The organism is Synechococcus sp. 'PEA 65AY6A-5F PE A', assembly GCF_047462575.1.
Taxonomy (GTDB): Bacteria; Cyanobacteriota; Cyanobacteriia; order Thermostichales; family Thermostichaceae; genus Thermostichus.
The window spans coordinates 18146-37829 of sequence record NZ_JAOALE010000008.1; the positions used below are offsets into that span (position 1 = coordinate 18146).

Here is a 19684-nt window from a genome sequence, read left to right on the forward strand (position 1 = left end):
AGTGGGAAAAGGCTTGAGGAGCACCTGAGTGGCGGGATCCCATCTCCGACAACTGGCCCATTATCTGCGCCCCTATCGCCGGCAGGTGGCGCTGGGCATTGGATCCCTGCTGGTGGTAAACGGCCTGGGGGTGTTCCTGCCCTGGTACGTCAAGCTGGCCATCGACGATCTCAGCCAGAACTTGGCCGCCCTGTCGCCGCAGCGCATTGCACTTTACGCCCTGACGGTGTTGATCGTCTCCAGCCTGATGATGGGCATTCGCATCGCCTCGCGGGTGTGGATGTTTGGCGTGGGGCGGCAGGTGGAGTTCCGCCTCAAGCAGGCCATCTTCGAGCATTTGCTGACGCTGCAGCCTTCCTACTTTGCCCAGCAGACGGTTGGGGATATCCTCACCCGCATCACCAGCGATGTGGAAAATGTCCGCCGCCTGTTGGGCTTTGCCCTGCTCAACTCGACCAACACAATCTTTGCCTACGGCACCACCTTGCCGGCCATGTTTGGCATTGAGCCGCGTCTGAGCGCCCTGGCCCTATCGGTGTTTCCGGTGATGCTGGTGCTGGTGAAGTTGAGCAGCTCCCGTCTGCAGCAGGAGCAGCTCCAGGTGCAGCAGGAGCTGGCGGATCTAAGCGATCTCATCCAGGAGGACATGAACGGCATTGCCCTGATCAAGGTGTATGCCCAGGAAGAGCACGAGCAGAGGGAGTTTCGCCGCCGCAACGAGCGGCTGCTGCAGGCCAATTTGCGCCTGGCCCTCACCCGCAACCTGCTTTTTCCTTCCCTGGTGGCCTTGGTCAGCCTGAGCCTGCTGCTGCTGCTGGCGGTGGGCGGACCCCAGATTGCCGCCGGGACGCTGACGATTGGGGATTTTTCTGCCCTCACCCTCTACGTGGAACGGCTGGTGTTTCCCACCACTCTGCTGGGCTTTACCATCACTGCCTACCAGCGGGGCCAGGTCAGCCTGGAGCGGATCGACGCCCTGCTGCGGGTAGAGCCCACCATCCGCGATGCTCCCCAGGCTCTACCCCTACCTCTGGAACAGGTGCAGGGGCGTATCGAGGCCAGGGGCCTGACTTTTGCCTATGCCGACACAGGATCCGCAACGCCGGCGCTGCAGGATCTGCACTTTTGCGTCGAGCCGGGCCAATTGGTGGCGGTGGTGGGGCCGATTGGGGCGGGCAAATCCACCCTGGCCAATGCCCTGCCCCGCCTGCTGGAGATCCAGCCGGGGCAACTGTTTTTGGATGGGCAGGACATCACCCAGCTCCAACTGGGATCCCTGCGGCGGGCCATTGCCTACGTGCCCCAGGAGAGCTTTCTGTTCAGCGCCAGTGTTCGGGATAACATCCGCTACGGCAAGCCGGATGCCGAAGACTGGGAGGTGGAATGGGCCGCCAAGGCCGCCCACATCCACGCCGAGATCCTCACCTTTCCCAAGGGCTACGACACGCTGGTGGGGGAGCGGGGCATCACCCTTTCTGGCGGCCAGCGGCAGCGGGTGGCCCTGGCGCGGGCTCTGCTGGTGGATGCGCCGATTTTGATCCTGGATGACTGTCTCTCCAGCGTGGACAACCAGACGGCCCAGGCCATTCTCCGCCACCTGCGCCAGGCCAGGGCCCAGAAAACGGCGATCTTCATTACCCATCGCCTCACGGCGGCGGTGGAGGCGGATCAGATCTGGGTCATGGACAAGGGCCGCATCGTGCAGCAGGGATCCCATGCCCAGTTGCTGGCAGATCCCCAGGGGCTCTACGCCCGTCTCTGGGCCAAGCAGAAGCTGGAAGAGGCCCTGGCCTAGGTTTTCTCGGGGAGAGATCTGGCGGATCTATGGCCAGGAAGCCGGCTGAGCGGATACCGTAGGCGGCAAAGCATTGGGGTGAGAGGTGACATGGAGACTGCCGGGATCGTTGGCGTTAGCGGTGCGGAGCCTTCTCTAGGCCAATTGCTCAACCAAGCCGGGATCCAACCCCAGGTGGTTCAGGGATCCCTAGAGGGCGTGCAGGTCAGGGGTCTGTGTGCCGATTCGCGCCAGGTGCAGGCTGGGGATCTCTTCTTGGGCATGCCGGGATCCCGCGTTGACGGCGGCGAGTTTGTCCGCGAGGCGCTCACCCGAGGAGCCGTGGCGGCCCTTATTGCCCAGGAGGCTTGGGAGAAAGTTAGCGGAGAGGCTGGAGGAGGCAGTCAGCCCATTCTGGTTTTGCCCCGCAGCGGCATCAACAGGGCCCTGGCCCAGGTGGCGGCGGCCTTCTACGGCTTTCCCGCCCGCCAGCTTACCCTGGTGGGAGTTACCGGCACCAACGGCAAGACCACCACCACCCATCTCATCGAGCATCTGCTGCAGGCCGCCGGTCGCCCCACTGCTTTGCTGGGCACCCTCTACAACCGCTGGCCTGGGCACTGTGAAGTAGCCCCCCACACCACCCTGTTTCCGCTGGAGCTGCAGCGCAGCCTGAGACAAGCCAAAGAAGCCGGGGCGGAGGTGGCGGTGATGGAGGTCAGCTCCCATGCCTTGGCCCAGGATCGGGCCTGGGGGTGTAGCTTTGCCGCTGCCGTCTGGACCAACCTCACCCAGGATCACCTGGATTTCCACGGCAGCATGGAAAACTACTGGCAGGCCAAGGCCACCCTCTTCCAGCCGGAGTACTTGCAGGGGCGGGCGGTGGTCAACGCCGACGACGAGGGGGGACGGCGGCTGCTTGAGACCATCCCAGCCTCTCTGGAGCCCTGGGCCTATTCCCTGCAGCCCCTGGAAGGGATCCCTGCCCTCTGGCCCGGCGACGTTCAAGTTCACCCCAACGGCCTGCAGGCCACCCTGCACACCCCTCTGGGCACCTTGGCCGTGGCAGCGCCCCTGGTGGGATCCTTCAACCTGGCCAACCTGCTGGCGGCGGTGGGGGTGGCGCTGCACCTGGGGATCCCCCTTGAGCTCATCCAGGCGGCCCTGCCCCATTTTCCCGGGGTGCCGGGGCGGATGGAGCGGGTAACCTTGCCGGGGCAGGACATCACGGTAATCGTGGACTATGCCCACACCCCCGATGGGCTGGAGAACTTGCTCAAGGCCCTGCGCCCGCAAGTGCAAGGCCGGCTGATCTGCGTCTTTGGCTGTGGCGGGGATCGGGATCGGGGCAAACGCCCACAGATGGGCCGCATTGCCGCCACCTGGGCCGACCGGGTGGTGGTGACCTCGGATAACCCCCGCACCGAGGATCCACAGCAGATCTTGCAGGATATCCTGGCCGGGATCCCTGGATCCCCCTGGGCGGTGGAGGTGGATCGGCGCCAAGCCATCCGCCTGGCCATCCTAGAGGCCCAGCCGGGCGATACGGTGGTGATTGCCGGCAAAGGCCACGAGGACTACCAGATCCTGGGCAGGGAGAAAATCCACTTCGACGACCGAGAAGAAGCCCGTGCCGCCCTCGCCCTACGCCTCTGCTCCCCTCTCCCTTTGGGAGAGGGGCTGGGGGTGAGGGGCGGCTAACGCGAGCGGTTTTGCAGCATCAGCTCGACAAACTCCCGAAAGAGGTGGTCGGCATCGTGGGGGCCGGGGCTGGCTTCCGGGTGGTACTGCACCGAAAAGAGGGGCAACTGGCGGTGGCGGATCCCGGCCACGGTGCGGTCATTGAGGTTGAGGTAGCTGATCGCCACCCCATCCCCAGGGAGCGAAGCGGCATCCACCGCAAATCCGTGGTTCTGGCTGGTGATCTCCACTTGCTTCTCCAACCCGCAAGGGTGGTTGAGGCCGCGGTGGCCAAACTTGAGCTTGTAGGTGGATCCGCCCAGGGCCAGGCTGAGGATCTGGTGGCCTAGGCAGATGCCGAACATCGGCTTCCCGCTCTGCAGCAGCGCCTGGGTGGTGCGGATGGCCGTCGTCTCTGCCGCCGGATCCCCCGGCCCGTTGGAGAGGAGGATCCCGTCGGGGTTGTAACTCAAAATCTCCTCGGGGCTGGCGTGGGCCGGCAACACCATCACCCGGCAGCCGTAGCGGGCCAGGCGGCGCAAGATGTTGCGCTTGATGCCAAAATCCAGCGCCACCACCCGCAAGGGGGGATCCGGAATCGGGATCCCTTGGCTGCGGCCATAGTCCCAGTCGGCGGGGGTGGGCTCCAGCCACTCGTAGGGCTTAGGGGTTGTTACCTCTGCCACCAGGCTCAGCCCCTGCATGGAAGGGGCCTGGCGCACCCGCTCCAGCAACGCCTGCGGATCCAGGATCTCCGTCGAGATGGCCCCATTCATCACCCCCTGGGAGCGCAGCCGCCGCGTCAGGGCCCGCGTGTCCACCCCAGCAATGCCCGGGATCCCGTGCCCTTTTAGATATTCAGGCAGGGTTCCTGTGGCCCGCCAGGAGCTGGCCAGGCGCGACACGTTGCGGGCGATGATCCCGGCGGCCTGGGGCCGGGCCGACTCCTGATCCAGCTCGTTGATCCCGGTGTTCCCCAACTCCGGGCAGGTGAACGTGATCAACTGCCCCCGATAGCTTGGATCGGTAATCACCTCCTGGTAGCCGGTCATGCCCGTGTTGAACACCACCTCGCCCACCGCCGTGCCTGGCGCCCCAAACGACCAGCCGGGGAAGGCGGTGCCATCGGCCAGCACCAACAGAGCCGGCTGCCGAGCGTGCCAGGGGAAGACTTTTTCCGGAGCTTCAAGAGTTGAGGAGACCATAACCTGTGAACCTAGACAACCCCCCTCTCCCAAAGGGAGAGGGGCTGGGGGTGAGGGCAATGGACCGGGATCGGCAGCCTGCCTATCCTACCCCAACTAGACCTCCTCCCGCTCGTTGGCCACGTTGCCACACTCGGGGTTGTTGTCCTTGCGCAGGGTGCCGATCAACGTGCTCACCACCACGCAGCGGTTCTCGCCTTGGGAGTAGGTGCTGCTGACTACAAAGCGCCCCAACTGACGCGCCCGCCCCTCCGAGTCGAAAACGGCCCTTCCGCCGTTGAAGGTATTGCTGACAGTAACAAAATTATTCAGGCGCACCCACTGGCAAGGGGTGGGCTCATCGCAAAGGCCCCCCTCGTCCTGGATCACCAGCGTGGGGACATTGGGATCTGAGTTATCGATCCCGACCACCCAAGCGCGGCCCTGGAGAGAGGCTCTGGCGTTGGTGCGGGCGGTGCGCAGGGCTCGCTCCACCTTGTTTTGCGCGTCCTCCAGTTGGATGCGCGCCCAGATGTTGATCCCGGAGGGGACGGCCAGCACGGCCAGAATGCCGATAATAACCACCACCGCCAGGACTTCTACCAGCGTAAAGCCCAGGGATCGAAGCGGCTGAGCTCGGCCAATTGTTTTTTTCTCCAAGGCCAACATACTGGACATTCCCCCTAGGAGAGTTGACGGTTGATAACGCCGCGGGCAAGAACCAGTGTTTGCATTGGCAGCAAGTAGCGCGACACCTTTGAGATATCGACGCTGGTGGCATCCTGGATGTAGCGGCGGAAGAGGCCGGGGTTGGCCCGCTCCATGGCGGTTGCCGTGATGTTGATGATCACATCCTGCGGTCGGTCAGCGCCGACGCTTTGCCGCACGCAGACAAAGAAGCCCACGTCGTTTTCGTTATCTCCCAGCTCTGGGAAGATGACGCCGTTGGGCCTGCCGCCACCAAAGGCATAGCCCTGCGGGCAAGCGGGTGCAACCTGCGGGCTGCCCTGCCGGCTGCTGAAGATGTTGGAGACCAAAGTTATCAGGCGGGGGCCATCTGTCCTGCCGGCAATGGGGATTTGGCGCGCTCGAGCTTGCTCGGAAGGCCAAGCAAGGAAACCATCTCGGAAAGGATCGGGATCTTCGACAAAGAACGGGCTGCGCCCGGCGCAGTCGTTGTTCCCCTGCCTTGCAAAAGGTCTCAGCTCAAAACGCTCGATCCGCGCGTTGCCTTCCCAGGGAGTGCCCCCCGTTGGGTTGCCGGCGTTGTTGTAGTTGCGGCGTAGGTAGTACACCACCAGGGTGTAGATGCCGCGGCGGCTGACAAGAGTGTCCCAATCCGCATTTCTATCGTTCTGATCGAGCGGAAACTCGGGAGGTGGCTGGTCTGGTAGGATAGCATTGCCTCTTCGAATATCTTGCAAGGTGGGGTTGCCCTCGTAGCATCCCTGCGGGATCGGCTCTAGCTTCCAAAAGGCAACAACCGGGATAGCGTCATTGGGTCGGCGGATCCAGCCGGGGGTGTAAAGCCGCTGGATAACATCCGGGATCCCGTCTCCATTGGGTTGTTCGGTGTCGTTGTAAATGTAGAGAGCCTCCGCCAGATCCTGCTGGATATATTCCATGGCTTGGGTCAGCTCCGCCTGCACCTGGGTGCGCCCTGTCTCCTCCCGATCCAGCCGCATCGTCTCGACGACGATCATCCCTGTGGCCAGGAGAAAGATGAAGGCAATCAGCAGCGAGACCAACAACTCAATGAGGGTAAACCCTCTGCTGGCTCGGCGGCGAAAGATCAACACAGGCCAACACCTCCATCTTTCAACAGGTTTTGCAGGAAGGAACTTAGGCTCTACCTCAGGGTACAGCAGGTCAGTTAGGCAAGGGGAAAGCCCGGCACCTCTCGACGGGATCCTCACCTGTGGCGATGGCTATCTGCCGGCAAACATCTCCCAAGTTGGCGGCGGGGTTGACTTCTACAAACGAGGCGGCCATGGGAAAGAGCCAGACATCGGCATTGGCCAAGTTCTGGTTAGCCGAAACCACCTCTGTTCCCAATCCAGGCAGCGCTTGGCGAGTCTGCGGGTCGAAAGAAAAGCGGTGGTAAACCCTCACCCCCATGCCAAAGCTGCAGGGCACTCCCGCGATGATCTCATTTTGGCGCCGGTCGATGCAGGGTGCCCCCTCGTCGCGGAAGGTTTGGATGACGTACTCTTCCGGATTCCGCCCCGGCACTTGAACTTGGGCCAGGCGAAGAGAATAGTTGTCTCTGTGCATGTAGTTGCCGGCATTTGCATCGGCGGGCATTTCGTCAGGGGGTGGGGTGTCTGCCAGCGGGTCGGCTCCTACCATAGGCAGTTGGGCCAACCGAACTGGATCCTGAAAAGCCCTTGGAGCAGCAGCCAGCTCGATATCCACCAGGGTGCGGATGCGATCCACCTCCTCCTGGGCCAGGCGATTGGCCAGCTCCACCCGCTCGCTCATGGCCCGCCGGTAGGCAACTAAGGTAAGGGCAGGGGCAAGAGCAGCCATGGCCAGGGCCACGAGGACGACCGAAGCCAAGACTTCAATGAGGGTGAAACCCTCCGCTTGGTGTTGCTGCCAAAGCCGCCACTTGTTCATGGATCCCTCCCTCTTCTGCCCCTACCCTAAATCTGCCCCTGACCGGCCAGGTCAGTATCAGTTAAACTCCGCGCAGCCACCGCCACCGATCCGGGCAGACGGATCCAACTGCACACCCGGCTGATTCTCCAGCTGATTCTGGAGTGCGCAGCGCAGCCGCCGCACGTACGGATCTTGTGGATCTAGCTCCCGCAAGAACTCGGTGCGCGTGTTGGAGGGGAATTGGAAGCGGGACGACACAGGGCCGGGGCGGCGGGCAATTTGCAAGCCCACGTCATAGCCGAAGCGGCGATTGGGCGGGAAGTAGTAGTCGAAGCCCCGCACAAAGGTTGGATCCGGCACCAAGTTGGGCGGCTCGAAGCTGTGCTGCAGGAAGGGCCCGGTGGCATAGGTGCTGTAGTTGAGCTGGATCATCGAGCCGCTGAAGAAGAGGTTGACATCTCTCCACAGCTCGTTGAGCCGCAGGAAGTTATGCATGCCGCCGGCAGTTTGATGCAGCCGCGAGGGCAGGGTACCGCTGATGGCAGTGGCGTTCACCCGCGTTTCCCTGGCTGGCTGCAGTTGATGGTTGTTTTCGCCAGTGTCGTTGCGGCGGCGCTGGTTCACATCGGTTGAGGCCAGCTCTTGGAAGCGGGGAATGGGAATGGGCCGCCGGGTCACCTCATCCAGGATTACCCCCAGCACCGGGTTGTCCCCAGCAAAGCCAGTGGGAGTCTCGTTCAGGTCCAGGGTGAACGGCTCCACATCCACCCACTTCAAGTCGTCATTACTGCCACCTGCGCCACCGTTGAAGTCAATTTGCACCTGGATGGTGTTGCCGTTGGGCTTGACGTAGAAGCAGAGGCCATTGCGGATATCTTCGGAACCTTTCTGGTCGATGTAGTAGCCATCTTCGTACTTGGATGTGGCCCTATAGGCTTGAGCCGTGGCGCTTTTGTTGACTCGGGCATAGGGGTTGAGCACCATCTGCGGCTGAATTTCTAGCTGAATGGAGTTGCCGGGAGGCTCAGGAACCAGATCCAACCCAAACAGCGGATCCCGATCCAAAACATCCCAAGGCTCGTCGGAGTCGCGAACGCCGTCGCTGTTCTTGTCCCAGAAGTTCAGTTGGCCGTCTCCGTTCCAGTCTTTGATGCGCAACGTGCTGGGGCGGCTGTCACCCGTGTAGGCGGTGTACTTGAAGCGGTCGTTGAAGTTGGGGCGAAATACCCCCGGCACCCAGAAGCCACCGTCGGTGGGAGTGACCTTTTCTTCTGAGTCACAGCGAACAGTTCCATTGGGATTGAGCAATCGCCGCCGCAGTTGCCGCGCCCAGTCGTCTGTGCCTCGAGCAGGATTTGCAGGAAGTGGTGGAGCACCGCTCTCGGCAGGGCGGATGCCAGGCTCTCTGCTGGGGTTGGCAATTTGAGTGGAGAGCAGGTTGCCCCTCAAGCCAGCGCGGGCAGCATGGGCTGGCTCCCCAAACATCCAATTGAAGGCTGCCCGCAAAGCCTCAGCAGGGCTAAGCCACTTGGGCGGCTTGGGCACCCCTGCTTTCACCTCTAGCACTGGCGAGAGCTGCGGCTCCAGGGCGATGGTCACGCCTTCAGTAGAAGCCTTGGCCACACTGTGCACGCTGACTGTCTCGAGCTCCGGATCCGCCTGCACTTCCTGAACAGGGCGCAGCTCCACCGTGTTGGGCTTAACGGCTAGCCACTCGCCCAGAGGGCTCTTGGGGGGAGCTTCTGGGGCAAAACTTTGCGGCCCGCAATTGCGTTGACATCTTAAGCCTGAAGGTATCGTCTCCGTTTCGGTGGCTGGGCAGCCTGGGCTGCTATCGTTGGCAATGAGGTAGCCTGTCCGGCTTTGGTCAAACGTTTTGACTGTGCCACAGTCGATTTGGTCGATGACCTCATCGCAACTGGCCGGCGTCCAAGGCCCCCAGTTGTATTTGCAGGTCCGCCGGCAGTCGACCGTTTGGGATTGCGTCTCGTCGTATCTGATTCCGCAAGCTGCCAATGTGCAGGTGCGGCTGCGAGTTTGGGTGACTCTGGTGCCACCGTTGGCCACCGTACACTCAGGAGTCCATGCAGACCAAGCACCGCAGGTCCTCGGAGGTTGGCAGGTAACCTGTCGAGGTGATGGTGGCGTGCCTGGGCAGCCAGCAGGCAAGATTGCTGTTTGGGTAATGGTTACAGGCTGACAGATATTGGTCGGGCAGGGGGGATTCCAGATGGGATCGCAGGTCTGGCAATGCGCCTGGTTAGGCTCAAGCTTCACCTGAGGATCCGGCTGGCAAGGCTTGTTGACCGGCGGCAGCGGCTTTAGGTAGCGCAGGTCGTAGTCTTCCCACTCACTGCCATCGCGGGTGGCAAAGCGTAGCCGGGCGTTGCCGGTATTTTCGTAAGTTTGGATCTCTATTAAGTAGGGCGAGGGCTGGCTTGGATCCGCGCACTCCAGCTCCAATCTCAAGGCAACCTCGTTGCTGCCGCTATCCTGCCAGGCTTCGGCACCTGCAGCGTTGGGTCCTAAGTTGAGGGGAGTGCCATGCCAAACGGCATCGAGTCTGAAGGTGGCGTCAGGTCTCTCGTCCCGCCGGCGAATGATCAGCCGCACACCATCATCGCCCTCGAAAATGCGGTAGGTCTGCAAGCCCGGCCAACGTGGATACAGCTCCCCTACCCAGCGCACCACGAAGAAGTCGTTGCCGTTGTTGTTGCCAGTCGGCCCTGCCCCACTTCTACGCCGCCAGCAGGAGCGCCAGAAGTTGAAGTGACTTGGAAAGTTGAGGTCATCCGCGTCGATGGGCAGGTTCGGCAGGCTGTTGTTGCCATCGGGCTCCCCACAACTGGGCATCCAGAACCAATCGCCGCGATCCCGTCGATCTGGGGTGCCAGCCGACGTCGACAAGCGGCAAAGGGGCTGCCGAATGTCCGCCAAAGACCCGTCGCACCTAGAGTTGTTATACAGCCGCCGCTTGAAGGGAGAGTTGGAGTTCAGCGATGTGCTGCTGCCGAAAAAGTACTGGAAGCCTCCCCACCAAGGGAAACCGCTACCGCTGCGGGCAAAGAGGGCCAGGTTGGTCGGGTTATCGATAGCATTGCGCACGCAGGCCCAGAGTTGGTCGTTGGTGCCACTTGGATTACAGGTAGGCGCACTGGTGGTATAGCCATTGTTGTACTGACCAATGGCGTCAGGTACTCCTTGCGCCGGGAACACCGGATCCGGCCAGCGCACTGCCCGCAGGTAGGGCAGGTTGGCCTCTTGAGCTCTCGAAGACAGGGGGCCTACGGCTCCGGTGTCCTCAAACCCTGTGTTGCGGTTGTACCGGTTCTGCGGGTTGCTCAGCCAGCCGTTGTAGTACTCGGCCAATAGGCCACCGCCTCCTTCAGGCTCGGGGCAAGGCCCAAGTGGAGCCACCAGCACCCAGCGGGAGGTATCCAGCACCGGGTTGCCCAAAGCGGAGATGCGGGTGCCGAAGTTGGCATAGCCCACATCGGGTGCGCGCAAGGGCCGCACTGCCGGCACGCCACCGCCCGCCGTTCTGTCATCGTTATTGGGATCCGAATCGGCGTTGTTGAAGGGAGCCAGAATGGTGTCGCGGGCAAACACATCCGGCCAACCCGGCTGGTTGAGGTTGTCGCCCAGGTTCTGGGCCCCGTTCGTGTTGTCGAAGCGCAGAACGCCGGCGCCATTGTCGTTTGGATCCGGAGCCGGCCAGTTGTTGCCGCGGATTACCAGGGCCTGGTTGAGGAAGGAGGTGTTGGCCCCTAGGTTATCCCCGCTGCAGCCGTAGTAGTCGCCGCGGCGAGGTGCTGAGGCCCGCCCACCGTCGTAGTCCTGCCCGGGGTTGTAGTTAACGCCGCCGCCATTGAGGGTGCCATCCTGGACAAAGGCATCATCAATGCTGCCATCGCAGAAGTCGGCAGAGAGAATGTTCACCGAGTCGCCCAAGACCTCGCTGGGCCGCCAGAGATCCTCCGCCGCCCGGGCAAAGCGCCGGTCTTCCCGCTCTTCATTGGATCGGAATTGCGGCCGCCCGTAGAAGTTGCTGTAGAGGCCAGTTTGCGGGTCGAACTCAAGGAGGGTGGTGAACTCCTCTAGCCGTCTCCCGTCCCCCGTCTGATGCAGGTTGAAGTCCCCTTGGATGTAGACGGGGTTATCAGAAACAAAGGAGAGACCAAAGACAGCTTCATCGAGGTTAAACCCGCCGCGGGCCAGCCTTGCTCCATTGCGCAGCCGGAAGCCATAGGGCCGCCGATCCGGATCGGCATAGTAGTCCACCGGTTTGGGGCTGAGACCTTGCTCGGAAACAGGGGGATCCCAGACCGTTTGACCATTGGCCGTGCCGCGACCTGGCTGACCGGCGTTCATAATACCGGCGCTGCCCAAGTCACCGCTGGCATAGTCACTGCTGGCATTTCTGTTGCGCCAGTTGGTCAGGTAAGTGCTAAAGGTGCCCAAGGGTGGGCGGGCAATGGCATCTTCCCGCACGGCATCTTCCCGGAAGGCGTAGAAAATCCCCCCTTCTCGGTTCTCGCCAAGCCCAGCAGGCAGCCAAGTGTCCCCGTTAATCAACCCCCTGGCCTGTCCGCTGACATTGTTGGTCAGCAGGGCCAGGTCGATGTTGAGGGCCCGCACCGCCATTGCCTCGCGGCCATCGTAAAAGACGGAATCCTTAAAGGGCACGCGGTAGCACTGGTCGCCAATCCGAATTAACTCAAATCGGTTGCTGTTGGGGTGGTTGCCAAGTACTGGGCTTCTGGGGCATTCCTCTAAACGAGCATTGGGCAAGGTCCAGGCGTTGATCTTAGGCTGGGGCCTCAGCCTCATGGATTCCAGATCCACCACGGCTTGATAGGTTACTGGCCCCTGTAGGAAGGGGTAGGCCTGCCTCCGCTCATTTTCAAGGTCATCGTCGGGGTTGGGAGGCACACTGTGGTGGAAGGTCTGCAGAGGGAAAATGTAGCGCAGCGGCAGATAAAACCGGTTGGCTGCTTCTCGGTCCCCAGCTCGGCTGGCTTGGATGTCGTTCCAAAGGATTTGAGCTGTGGGATCAGGCTTGCTGGCATTGGCGGCATCCCGAATGCGCAGGATGTTATCGGCCAGCATGCCCAACATGCAGCCTGCCGTTTGCAGCGTGGTTTGGTCGGCTAGGCTCAGTTGGTCAGTCACTTGGTCAGCGGGAGTGCCTCGGTTGACCAGATCAACCGCCTGCCCAATCGCCCGCCGCAGCTCGGAGAAGTTGCCAAAAGCCGTAATAAACGGATCCGGATGAATGCGGCCCGGCTCTTGCCTAGGTGGGTAGGCCCCGTCAGGATCGCCGGCAAAATTGGCCAGGTTGGTGAGCGCTGTCCACAAAGGAGTGCCAGGCCGCAGTTGCTCCCGCATCGGCCCGGGGTCATACTCCCAAACGTTGGTGCCCTCTCCAGTAAAGAAGTTGATGCCCAGTTGAGTGCGCTGGTCGCCGGTAGGGAAGGTGGAAGCCCGCTGCAAGCTCCAGGGAGTGCCGGGGTGAGCCACCGTAGCCAGGCAGGCTATCGGAAAGCGGCCATCTCTGTGGCTGTAGTGGTAAACGGCCGTGGCCTGCACTGCCGCCGGGTTATCCCGTAGCGTTAGGCGTTGCCGCGCCTCGTTGCTGATGAAAATGGGCTGCAACTTGGTGGGATCGTTGGGATCCCCGGGCGGCACCAGAGGCAAAGGCAAAGAATCGGTGCGGGTCAGCTCCAGGCGCTGCCCCACAATCACCCGCAAGCCCTCCACGCGTGCCCGCCGCTCCCAATAGCCATCCAAGCCCACCTCGGAAAGGGCGCCTGGGGGTGGGTTGTCCTCGGTCAAAGACTCATTCTGGTTGTTCCTGGCATTAGCAGGAATCGGGCTACCGGCACTGACACCAAACCTCTGAGCAAAGGTGTCCACATCGCAGCCCCTTGCCTGGTTAGGTTCGACCGGTGGACGGTCATAGCTGGCCTTGGGGCCAAAGCGGTTGTCGGCCCGATACACATCGTCCACGTAGGGGGGGCAGACTTGGCCTTCCGTTGACTGAAAGCCGCCTGCTTTAATCCGGCCGTTGAGAGGAGAATTTGCCCATCCTGCTGCATCTTGGGCATAGGATCCGCGGGTGCGAATGCGGCCAAAAAGCTGTAGCTCCAGCGGATCCAGCGCCACATTTTCTGGCTCTACCTGGTTCTGCACCGAGTCAAAATTTTGGTTGTTCAACCGAGCCAGCACCTCTGGCGCTTTCTTTTGCTCGCCAGAGTGAACATCGAAAATCAGAGTATCGCTCACCTGCTGGCCGGCGTAGCCAATGGCCCCTGCCACCAGCTCTCCGAAGGCAGTGATCTCAGAGTTGTCAGGGGGCGTGTAGAAGCAGGATTCCTCCGAGCTGATGGCGAAAGCCCGGAACAAGTTGTTGGAGCCATACCGGAAAAAGAGGCTGCCCCCAGCGTAGATGGCGCCGTTCCAGTTGTAGCCGGGGGTGAAGAAGAACTCTACATCGCCGCGGCTAAAGATCCCCCACTTGTTGAGCAGATCCCGCTTCCGATCCTGCTGGAACTGCAAGGCCGAGATGGCGCGGGTGGTGGAGTCGGCGCCTTGAATTGGCAGAGTGACGGCAAAGATCTGGAAAGGTTTGTAGAGCGCCGTGCCCACCTGGAACCAATCTCCCACGTTGGGGTTGACCGTCTGTTCAGCCGGAGAATCGGTACACCCCGCCAAGGCCGAACCCTGCAGTGGCCCACTGCGGATCATCAGGCGCCGCGCCCGCTCCGTATCCGTTAGCCGGCTGTCCTCAAAGTCCCTGCCGCCGGCCCGACGGGTGTTGAGAATGGTGTAGGCAGTTACGGAGTCGTTGACGCCGTTGTTGTCGGTGTCCACCAAAAACCACCAGGCCGGCGCCCGCACCGGCACGGGCAGGGTTTGCCCGGGGTTGTTGGGATCCTCTACCTCGATGTTGGTTGTAATTACGAACTGGGTTTCATCGGGGAGGATGTAGGGATCGTTCTCATCCCGCGGGATCAGCTCTCCCGCCCCATCGTTAATCAAAGCCTCAACCAATTGGGCATCGGTGGGGTTGCTTGCGGGCAGGCGGGGATCGCGTATCAGGTAGTCGATCTTGGCCCGTGCCCGGTCGATGGCGGCGTTCAGTTGCCGGCTAACCGTCTGCCCCGCCCGTTCCACCTGGGTTTGGATGTTGCGCTGGGTGGAGCGGGTCAGCAGGCCCACCGTGACCAAGCTCAACACCAGCACAATTAAGATGGCGACCGGCAGCACAAAGCCGCGCTCGCGGATCCTGCGCCGATCCACCGGGATCTTCAGAGAGCTGAGCAGGCGCAGGGCAAGTTTGAGCAACAGCGGGGAAGGAGCAGACATGGCCGTATCTCGGATAACGGGGAAAAAGAAGTAGCCTCTGGGGGAACGCCAGGATAGCAACAGTATGCAAGGGATCCGAAGTTTCAAACATCCCCACCGCTGGGGGGAGCTGCCAGCCCCCTCTCTGCAAGATTCTTAAGAATCCTCAATATCCTTTCACAAAATCCCCAGTTGTTGCGCCTTGAGCAGGGCGGTGACGCGGTCATTGGCATCCAGCTTGCGGTAGGCGGCGCTGGCGTATTCTTTGACGGTTTCGATGCTGAGGCCGAGGCGGCGGGCAATCTGCTTGTTGGCCAGGCCCTCCTTCATCAGTTGCAGCACACACAGCTCGCGGGGGGTGAGCTTGGGCAGCTCCTGTCGGGCAGGCAGCCAGTCTCGTTCGGGGTTGGACAAAATCTGACGGATGACGCGGGCCAATTCCGCCGGGTCAGTCTCTTTGGAAAGGTAGCCTTTGGCCCCGGCGCGGCGGGCTGCCTCAATCAGACCCGGCTCTTGAAAAGTAGTCATCATCACCACCACCACCGGCAGGCCCAGCTCGACAATCTGCTGGCAGGCCAGGATCCCGTCTCCATCCGGCATGCGCACATCCAAAAGGGCCACCTCGACGGGGCAACGGCGGCAGTACTCAACGGCCTGGGATCCCGTCTCGGCTTCGGCCACCACCTCAAATCCTTGCGCTTGCAGGGCAAACTTTAGCCCCAGCCGAAACAGGGGATGGTCGTCGGCAATCAGAACCCGGACAGGGGAACTCATGGCAGGGGATCCCGGCCTATGAGAGGGCTAAGCTTAATCTGCCCAAAAGAGGGAGCTAGCCCTCACCCCCAGCCCCTCTCCCTCAGGGACAGGGGAGCTAGTTTTTCACAAAGACCATGCCGCGGGCGCCGGGGTTCAGGGTGGGATCCAGTTGGGTTTGGGCGTTGTAGAGGGCGCCTGTCAGATCGGCTGCTTCCAAAAAAGCGCCGCGCAGGTCGGCCCCGCGCAGATCGGCCTGGCGCAGGTTGGCTCCTGTGAGGTCGGCACCGACGAGGACGGCCCCGCGCAAGTCGGCGCCGCTGAGGTTGGCCACCTGCAGGTTGGCGCCGGTGAGATTGGTCTGCTGCAGGTTGGTCTGGCTGAGATCGGCTTCCCACAGAAAGGCCCCGCCCTGATCCGAGCCGCGCAAGTTGGCGCCGCGCAAATCGGCCAAGTTGAGGATCGCCTGAGAGAGGTCGGCAGCTTGCAGGTTGGCCTGCCTGAGGATGGCTTCTTTCAGGTTGGCGCCGCTCAAATCCACTCCCGGCAGCTCGGCTCCCGTCAGATCGCAGGCGGGGCAATCTTTGCTGGGGGCAACAACCTGGGATCGGCCCAGTTGGGCATCCAGCTCCAGTTGGGCAAAAACAGGAAGTGCCGCGATCCCGACCACCCCGCCGAGGAGACCGACCCAGCACTGGGACCATGCCATTTTTTTCACGGGGATCCCTCCTGGCTGACCCTCACCCCCGGCCCCTCTCCCAGAGGGAGAGGGGAGCTGGAGATCAACCTAGAACTATAGCCGTTGGCGGGAGATACGCCATCAAGTCTCAACCCGGCCTGGAGGCGGCTGGCAGCGGGGGCAAAAGTGGGCCGAGCGGCCCGAGAGCTTACTCCGCTGAATGGGGGTGCCACAGAGGCGACAGGGATCCCCTTCTCGACCGTACACCCACGCCTGCCCCTGGTAGTTGCCGTTGAGCCCACGCAGATCCCGGTAATCCCGCAGGGTGGTGCCCCGCTGCTCCAGCCCGGCCCGTAACACCTGGATCAGGCTTTCTCGCAGGCGGCTCTTGGCAGCGTCGGAAAGCTGCGCGGCGGGTGTTGAGGGGTGGATGCCGCTCAGAAACAGGGCCTCGTCGGCGTAGATGTTGCCCACCCCCGCCACCAGCGACTGATCCAGCAAGGCGGCTTTGATGGGGCGGCGGCTCTTCTGCAAGGCAGCTTGGAAATAGGCCTCGGAAAAGGCCGGCGAAAGCGGCTCCGGCCCCAAGCTCTGCAGGGCAGGGATCACCGTCTCCGGCTCCACCCCGGCGGGCACCAGCCACATCTGGCCAAAGGTGCGCAGATCAACAAAGCGCAGCTCCCACCCCTGCTCCAAATGCAGCCGGACGCGAGTGTGGATCGGCAAAGGCGCGGATCCCTGAACCCAGAGCAGTTGCCCGGTCATGCGCAGATGCACGCCCAGAACCGCTCCGGAGTCCAGGGATCCCAGAAGATATTTGCCTCGCCGCTGCCACTGGGTCAAACAGCTGCCTGCCAGCCCCTGCGCAAACTCGTCTTTGCCGGGGTAGGCCACGGTGCGAGGGAGAAGCACCTCCACCGCCAGGATGCACAGACCCAGGGTGAGGCGCTGCAGATCCCGCCTGACGGTTTCAACTTCCGGCAGCTCGGGCACAGGAAGAGGAAGCCAAAGAGCTTGGTTGAGTTGGCAGGGGCAGCCTTAGCTGGAAGCTTTGGCTTTGGGCTTGGGCTCCTCCACCACTTCCAGCTCATCTTCGCGGAAGTTGTTGGTGTTGATGTTGTAGTAGTTGATCTTGTCGAAGCGGACGATCACCGGGTAGAGAATGCCGCTGGTATCCACCGCCGCAACCGTTCCCACATCCCGATACCAGTAGGATTCTTTCCGCAACACCCGGACTTTGGCACCACGCTGAATCGCCATAGAGGTTCTCTCCATTGACCTGCCCTTCAGATTACCCTAGTCCGTGAGAAGGCTGCGATTTCCGAATTTTTGTAACGGGGATCCCTGTGGCTTCCCTGCAGGTGGGAATCTTCTGGACGCTGGTGCCGCCCCTGCGTTAGGGCAAAGCCCAGCCCCCAAGGCTGCCACTCCCCTGCTGCCGTCGGAAGCGGCTGGTGTTGCGATGTGAAGAAATGCAAACTATACTGAAGGGCAGGTGCTACTCTTGTAGCCCTTCCCAAGCCCTAACTGGAGGTTTCCATGTCCAACCCCAACTTGTCTGAGCCCAAGTTTGGCTTTAACGAATATGCCGAGCGTCTCAACGGCCGCGCGGCCATGATCGGCTTTGTGTTGGCCATTGTCATCGAAGCGGTGACGGGCCAAGGCGTCGCCTCCTGGCTGGGCCTGATCTAGAAAACTCAGCTTGCCGCGCTATGGAGTCGCTCCCGAAGCGGTAAACGCGAGATTCTGGGATCCCTGTGAGCAGAGAGGCAAGCTTGAAGGCCCTGCTCTCTCTGTTTTTTGTTGAGTTGAGGAAAAGCTTTGTTCTGGGGTCTGCCGGCCGGCAGGCCCTCATTCACAGAAAACATACCCGCACCCCTACCCCAATCCTTGCAGGAAAAGCGAAACCGGTTGCGCTCTCCCAACCCTCCTCTCCCTCTGGGAGAGGGGCCGGGGGTGAAGGTCAACTGATCCCTTCCTGGCGTTTGGCAATGGGCATGCGCCAGCCGGTGCCAAAGGCGCGATCGGTCACGCGCAGGCCAGGGGGAGCCTGGTGGCGCTTGAACTCGGCACTCTGCACCAGGTGCAGCACCTGCTGAACAGTGTCGGGATCAAACCCTTGGGCCACCAGCTCGGCAGCGGATTGGTGCTGCTCGATGTGCCGCTGCAGGATGGCATCCAGCACGTCATAGGGGGGCAGGCTGTCACTATCTTTCTGGCCGGGCCGCAGCTCTGCCGAGGGGGGCTTGGTGAGGATGGGAAGAGGGATCCGCTCTTGGTGGCGGTTGATCCAGCGGGCCAGGCGGTAGACCCAGGTTTTGGGCACATCGGAGATCACCGCCAAGCCGCCGGACATATCCCCGTAGATGGTGCAGTAGCCCACCGCCAGCTCCGACTTGTTGCCCGTACTCAAGAGCAGCCGGCCAAACTTATTGGAGAGGGCCATGAGCAGGGTGCCGCGAATGCGCGATTGCAGGTTCTCCTCCGCGATGTCGGGGGGCAGGCCGGCAAAGGGCTCATCCAGCAGGTGCTGGTAGCTCTCCATAATTGACTGGATGGGCAGCTTCAGGGTCGGGATCCCCAGGTTTTGCGCCAGTTGGTAGGCGTCCGTCAGGCTGCCGGGACTGGAATAGGGAGAGGGCATGAGCACCCCCAGCACCCGCTCTGGCCCCAAGGCGTCGGCGGCAATGACGGCAGTAACAGCCGAGTCAATCCCTCCCGACAGGCCCAGCAACACCTCGCGAAAGCCACATTTGCTGACGTAGTCGCGGGTGCCCAAAACCAGCGCCTCGTAGAGCTCCGCTTCCGGCTCCGCTGGCCAGCGGGATCCCTGGACTTCCAGGCTCTCGTCCAAGGGATGGATCAGCGTCTCCACATCCACAATCAGCCGATCCGGCGCAAAGGCAGCGGCTTGGGCCACCAGCCGGCCCCGGCCATCTAGGGCGCAACTGGCCCCGTCGAAGATCAAGTCGTCGTTGCCCCCCACCTGGTTGACATAGAGGATGGGCAGGGCGTGCTTGCGGGCCAGGGATCCCAGCATTTCCACCCGCAATTTCTGCTTGCCCAGGCTAAAAGGCGAGGCCGACAGATTGATGAGCAAATCGGCGCCGCAGCGGGCCATCTCGTCTACCGGATCCCGGTGGTAGCGGCGGTGCTGCCAGAAGTCACGGTCGTTCCAGATGTCTTCACAGATGGTGAAACCCAGGCGATAGCCGCCGTACTGGACGGGCTGGGGCGGGGATCCCGGCTCAAAGTAGCGGTCTTCGTCGAAGACATCGTAGGTGGGCAGGAGCGACTTCTGGAACCAGTGGCGGATCTGCCCCCCTTCCAGCCAGGCCGCGGCGTTGTAGAGGGGTCGCCCCTCCGGCAGCGGGTTGGGCTGCACGGATCCCACCACCACCGGAATGCTCTCCCGCAGCCGGGCCGCCAACTGCTGCAAAACTTGGCCTACCCTCTCAATCAGGGCCGGGTAGAGCAACAGATCCCGGGGCGGGTACCCCAACAGGGCCAGCTCAGAAGTAATGGCCAGCTCCGCTCCTGCCGCTGCCACCGCCTCGACCGCCGCACGGATGCGCTCGGCATTGCCGCTGAGATCGCCAACGGTATAGTTGAGTTGCAACAGCGCTACCTTCACTTGGCCCCCTTGGCCGAGAATGGCGGACTCCA

13 protein-coding genes are annotated in these 19684 nt (G+C 62.1%); 3 read left to right on the forward strand and 10 right to left on the reverse strand.

The features are described 5' to 3' along the window. Nucleotides 1-28: 28 nt before the first annotated feature. Both GG26_RS04200 and GG26_RS04205 read left to right on the forward strand, forming a co-directional pair. Complete coding sequence (locus GG26_RS04200) at nt 29-1795, forward strand: ABC transporter ATP-binding protein (RefSeq protein WP_099816169.1); 1767 nt, start codon at nt 29-31, stop codon at nt 1793-1795. A gap of 90 nt (nt 1796-1885) precedes the next feature. Next, nucleotides 1886-3475, forward strand: a complete 1590-nt coding sequence (locus tag GG26_RS04205; protein WP_011429110.1) for a UDP-N-acetylmuramoyl-L-alanyl-D-glutamate--2,6-diaminopimelate ligase — start codon at nt 1886-1888, stop codon at nt 3473-3475. Here the strand turns inward: GG26_RS04205 and carA are convergent. The 9 genes from carA to GG26_RS04250 all read right to left on the reverse strand — a co-directional run bounded on the left by carA (nt 3472) and on the right by GG26_RS04250 (nt 17278). Then, on the reverse strand, nt 3472-4659 hold the full coding sequence (gene carA / locus GG26_RS04210; protein ID WP_414389032.1) for a glutamine-hydrolyzing carbamoyl-phosphate synthase small subunit: 1188 nt from the start codon (nt 4657-4659) through the stop codon (nt 3472-3474). The two genes, GG26_RS04205 and carA, sit on opposite strands and share 4 nt — an antisense overlap. Nucleotides 4660-4755: 96 nt before the next feature. Then, nucleotides 4756-5307, reverse strand: coding sequence for a GspH/FimT family pseudopilin (locus GG26_RS04215; protein WP_414389034.1), 552 nt, complete (start codon nt 5305-5307; stop codon nt 4756-4758). Nucleotides 5308-5321: 14 nt separating this feature from the next. After that, entirely contained in the window at nt 5322-6437 is a 1116-nt protein-coding gene (locus GG26_RS04220; RefSeq protein WP_414389036.1) for a PilW family protein, read from the reverse strand. A gap of 70 nt (nt 6438-6507) precedes the next feature. Continuing rightward, nucleotides 6508-7257 carry a prepilin-type N-terminal cleavage/methylation domain-containing protein gene (locus GG26_RS04225; protein WP_414389038.1) on the reverse strand — a complete coding sequence of 250 codons (750 nt, stop codon included), beginning with the start codon at nt 7255-7257 and terminating at the stop codon, nt 6508-6510. Between the two features lie 57 nt (nt 7258-7314). Continuing rightward, nucleotides 7315-14607, reverse strand: a complete 7293-nt coding sequence (gene hpsA, locus GG26_RS04230) for a hormogonium polysaccharide biosynthesis protein HpsA (protein ID WP_414389040.1) — start codon at nt 14605-14607, stop codon at nt 7315-7317. Between the two features lie 156 nt (nt 14608-14763). Beyond that, nucleotides 14764-15360, reverse strand: coding sequence for a response regulator (locus GG26_RS04235; RefSeq protein WP_414389042.1), 597 nt, complete (start codon nt 15358-15360; stop codon nt 14764-14766). A gap of 97 nt (nt 15361-15457) precedes the next feature. Then, nucleotides 15458-16048: a pentapeptide repeat-containing protein gene (locus tag GG26_RS04240; protein ID WP_011429117.1), complete on the reverse strand. Its 591-nt coding sequence runs from the start codon at nt 16046-16048 to the stop codon at nt 15458-15460. A gap of 111 nt (nt 16049-16159) precedes the next feature. Then, the gene (locus tag GG26_RS04245; protein WP_099812575.1) at nt 16160-17011 is read right to left on the reverse strand and encodes a DNA-formamidopyrimidine glycosylase; all 852 of its coding nucleotides are present in this window, start codon (nt 17009-17011) and stop codon (nt 16160-16162) included. Nucleotides 17012-17056: 45 nt separating this feature from the next. Next, on the reverse strand, nt 17057-17278 hold the full coding sequence (locus GG26_RS04250; protein WP_011429119.1) for a photosystem I reaction center subunit IV: 222 nt from the start codon (nt 17276-17278) through the stop codon (nt 17057-17059). 279 nt (nt 17279-17557) lie between these two features. On the opposite strand from GG26_RS04250, the gene GG26_RS04255 reads away from it, so the two are divergent. Continuing rightward, nucleotides 17558-17710 carry a chlorophyll a/b-binding protein gene (locus tag GG26_RS04255; RefSeq protein WP_011429120.1) on the forward strand — a complete coding sequence of 51 codons (153 nt, stop codon included), beginning with the start codon at nt 17558-17560 and terminating at the stop codon, nt 17708-17710. Between the two features lie 271 nt (nt 17711-17981). On the opposite strand, the gene GG26_RS04260 is transcribed toward GG26_RS04255, so the two are convergent. Beyond that, nucleotides 17982-19652 (reverse strand): NAD+ synthase, encoded by a 1671-nt coding sequence (locus tag GG26_RS04260; protein ID WP_414389087.1) that lies wholly within the window; start codon nt 19650-19652, stop codon nt 17982-17984. Between the last annotated feature and the right edge of the window lie 32 nt (nt 19653-19684).

What these genes read in the sequence shown, in the direction of transcription:
- GG26_RS04205 (WP_011429110.1), top strand. Translation starts at nt 1,886, where the DNA reads ATGGAGACTGCCGGGATCGTTGGCGTTAGCGGTGCGGAGCCTTCTCTA.
- carA (WP_414389032.1), bottom strand. Translation starts at nt 4,659, where the DNA reads ATGGTCTCCTCAACTCTTGAAGCTCCGGAAAAAGTCTTCCCCTGGCAC.
- GG26_RS04215 (WP_414389034.1), bottom strand. Translation starts at nt 5,307, where the DNA reads ATGTTGGCCTTGGAGAAAAAAACAATTGGCCGAGCTCAGCCGCTTCGA.
- GG26_RS04225 (WP_414389038.1), bottom strand. Translation starts at nt 7,257, where the DNA reads ATGAACAAGTGGCGGCTTTGGCAGCAACACCAAGCGGAGGGTTTCACC.
- hpsA (WP_414389040.1), bottom strand. Translation starts at nt 14,607, where the DNA reads ATGTCTGCTCCTTCCCCGCTGTTGCTCAAACTTGCCCTGCGCCTGCTC.
- GG26_RS04235 (WP_414389042.1), bottom strand. Translation starts at nt 15,360, where the DNA reads ATGAGTTCCCCTGTCCGGGTTCTGATTGCCGACGACCATCCCCTGTTT.
- GG26_RS04240 (WP_011429117.1), bottom strand. Translation starts at nt 16,048, where the DNA reads ATGGCATGGTCCCAGTGCTGGGTCGGTCTCCTCGGCGGGGTGGTCGGG.
- GG26_RS04250 (WP_011429119.1), bottom strand. Translation starts at nt 17,278, where the DNA reads ATGGCGATTCAGCGTGGTGCCAAAGTCCGGGTGTTGCGGAAAGAATCC.
- GG26_RS04255 (WP_011429120.1), top strand. Translation starts at nt 17,558, where the DNA reads ATGTCCAACCCCAACTTGTCTGAGCCCAAGTTTGGCTTTAACGAATAT.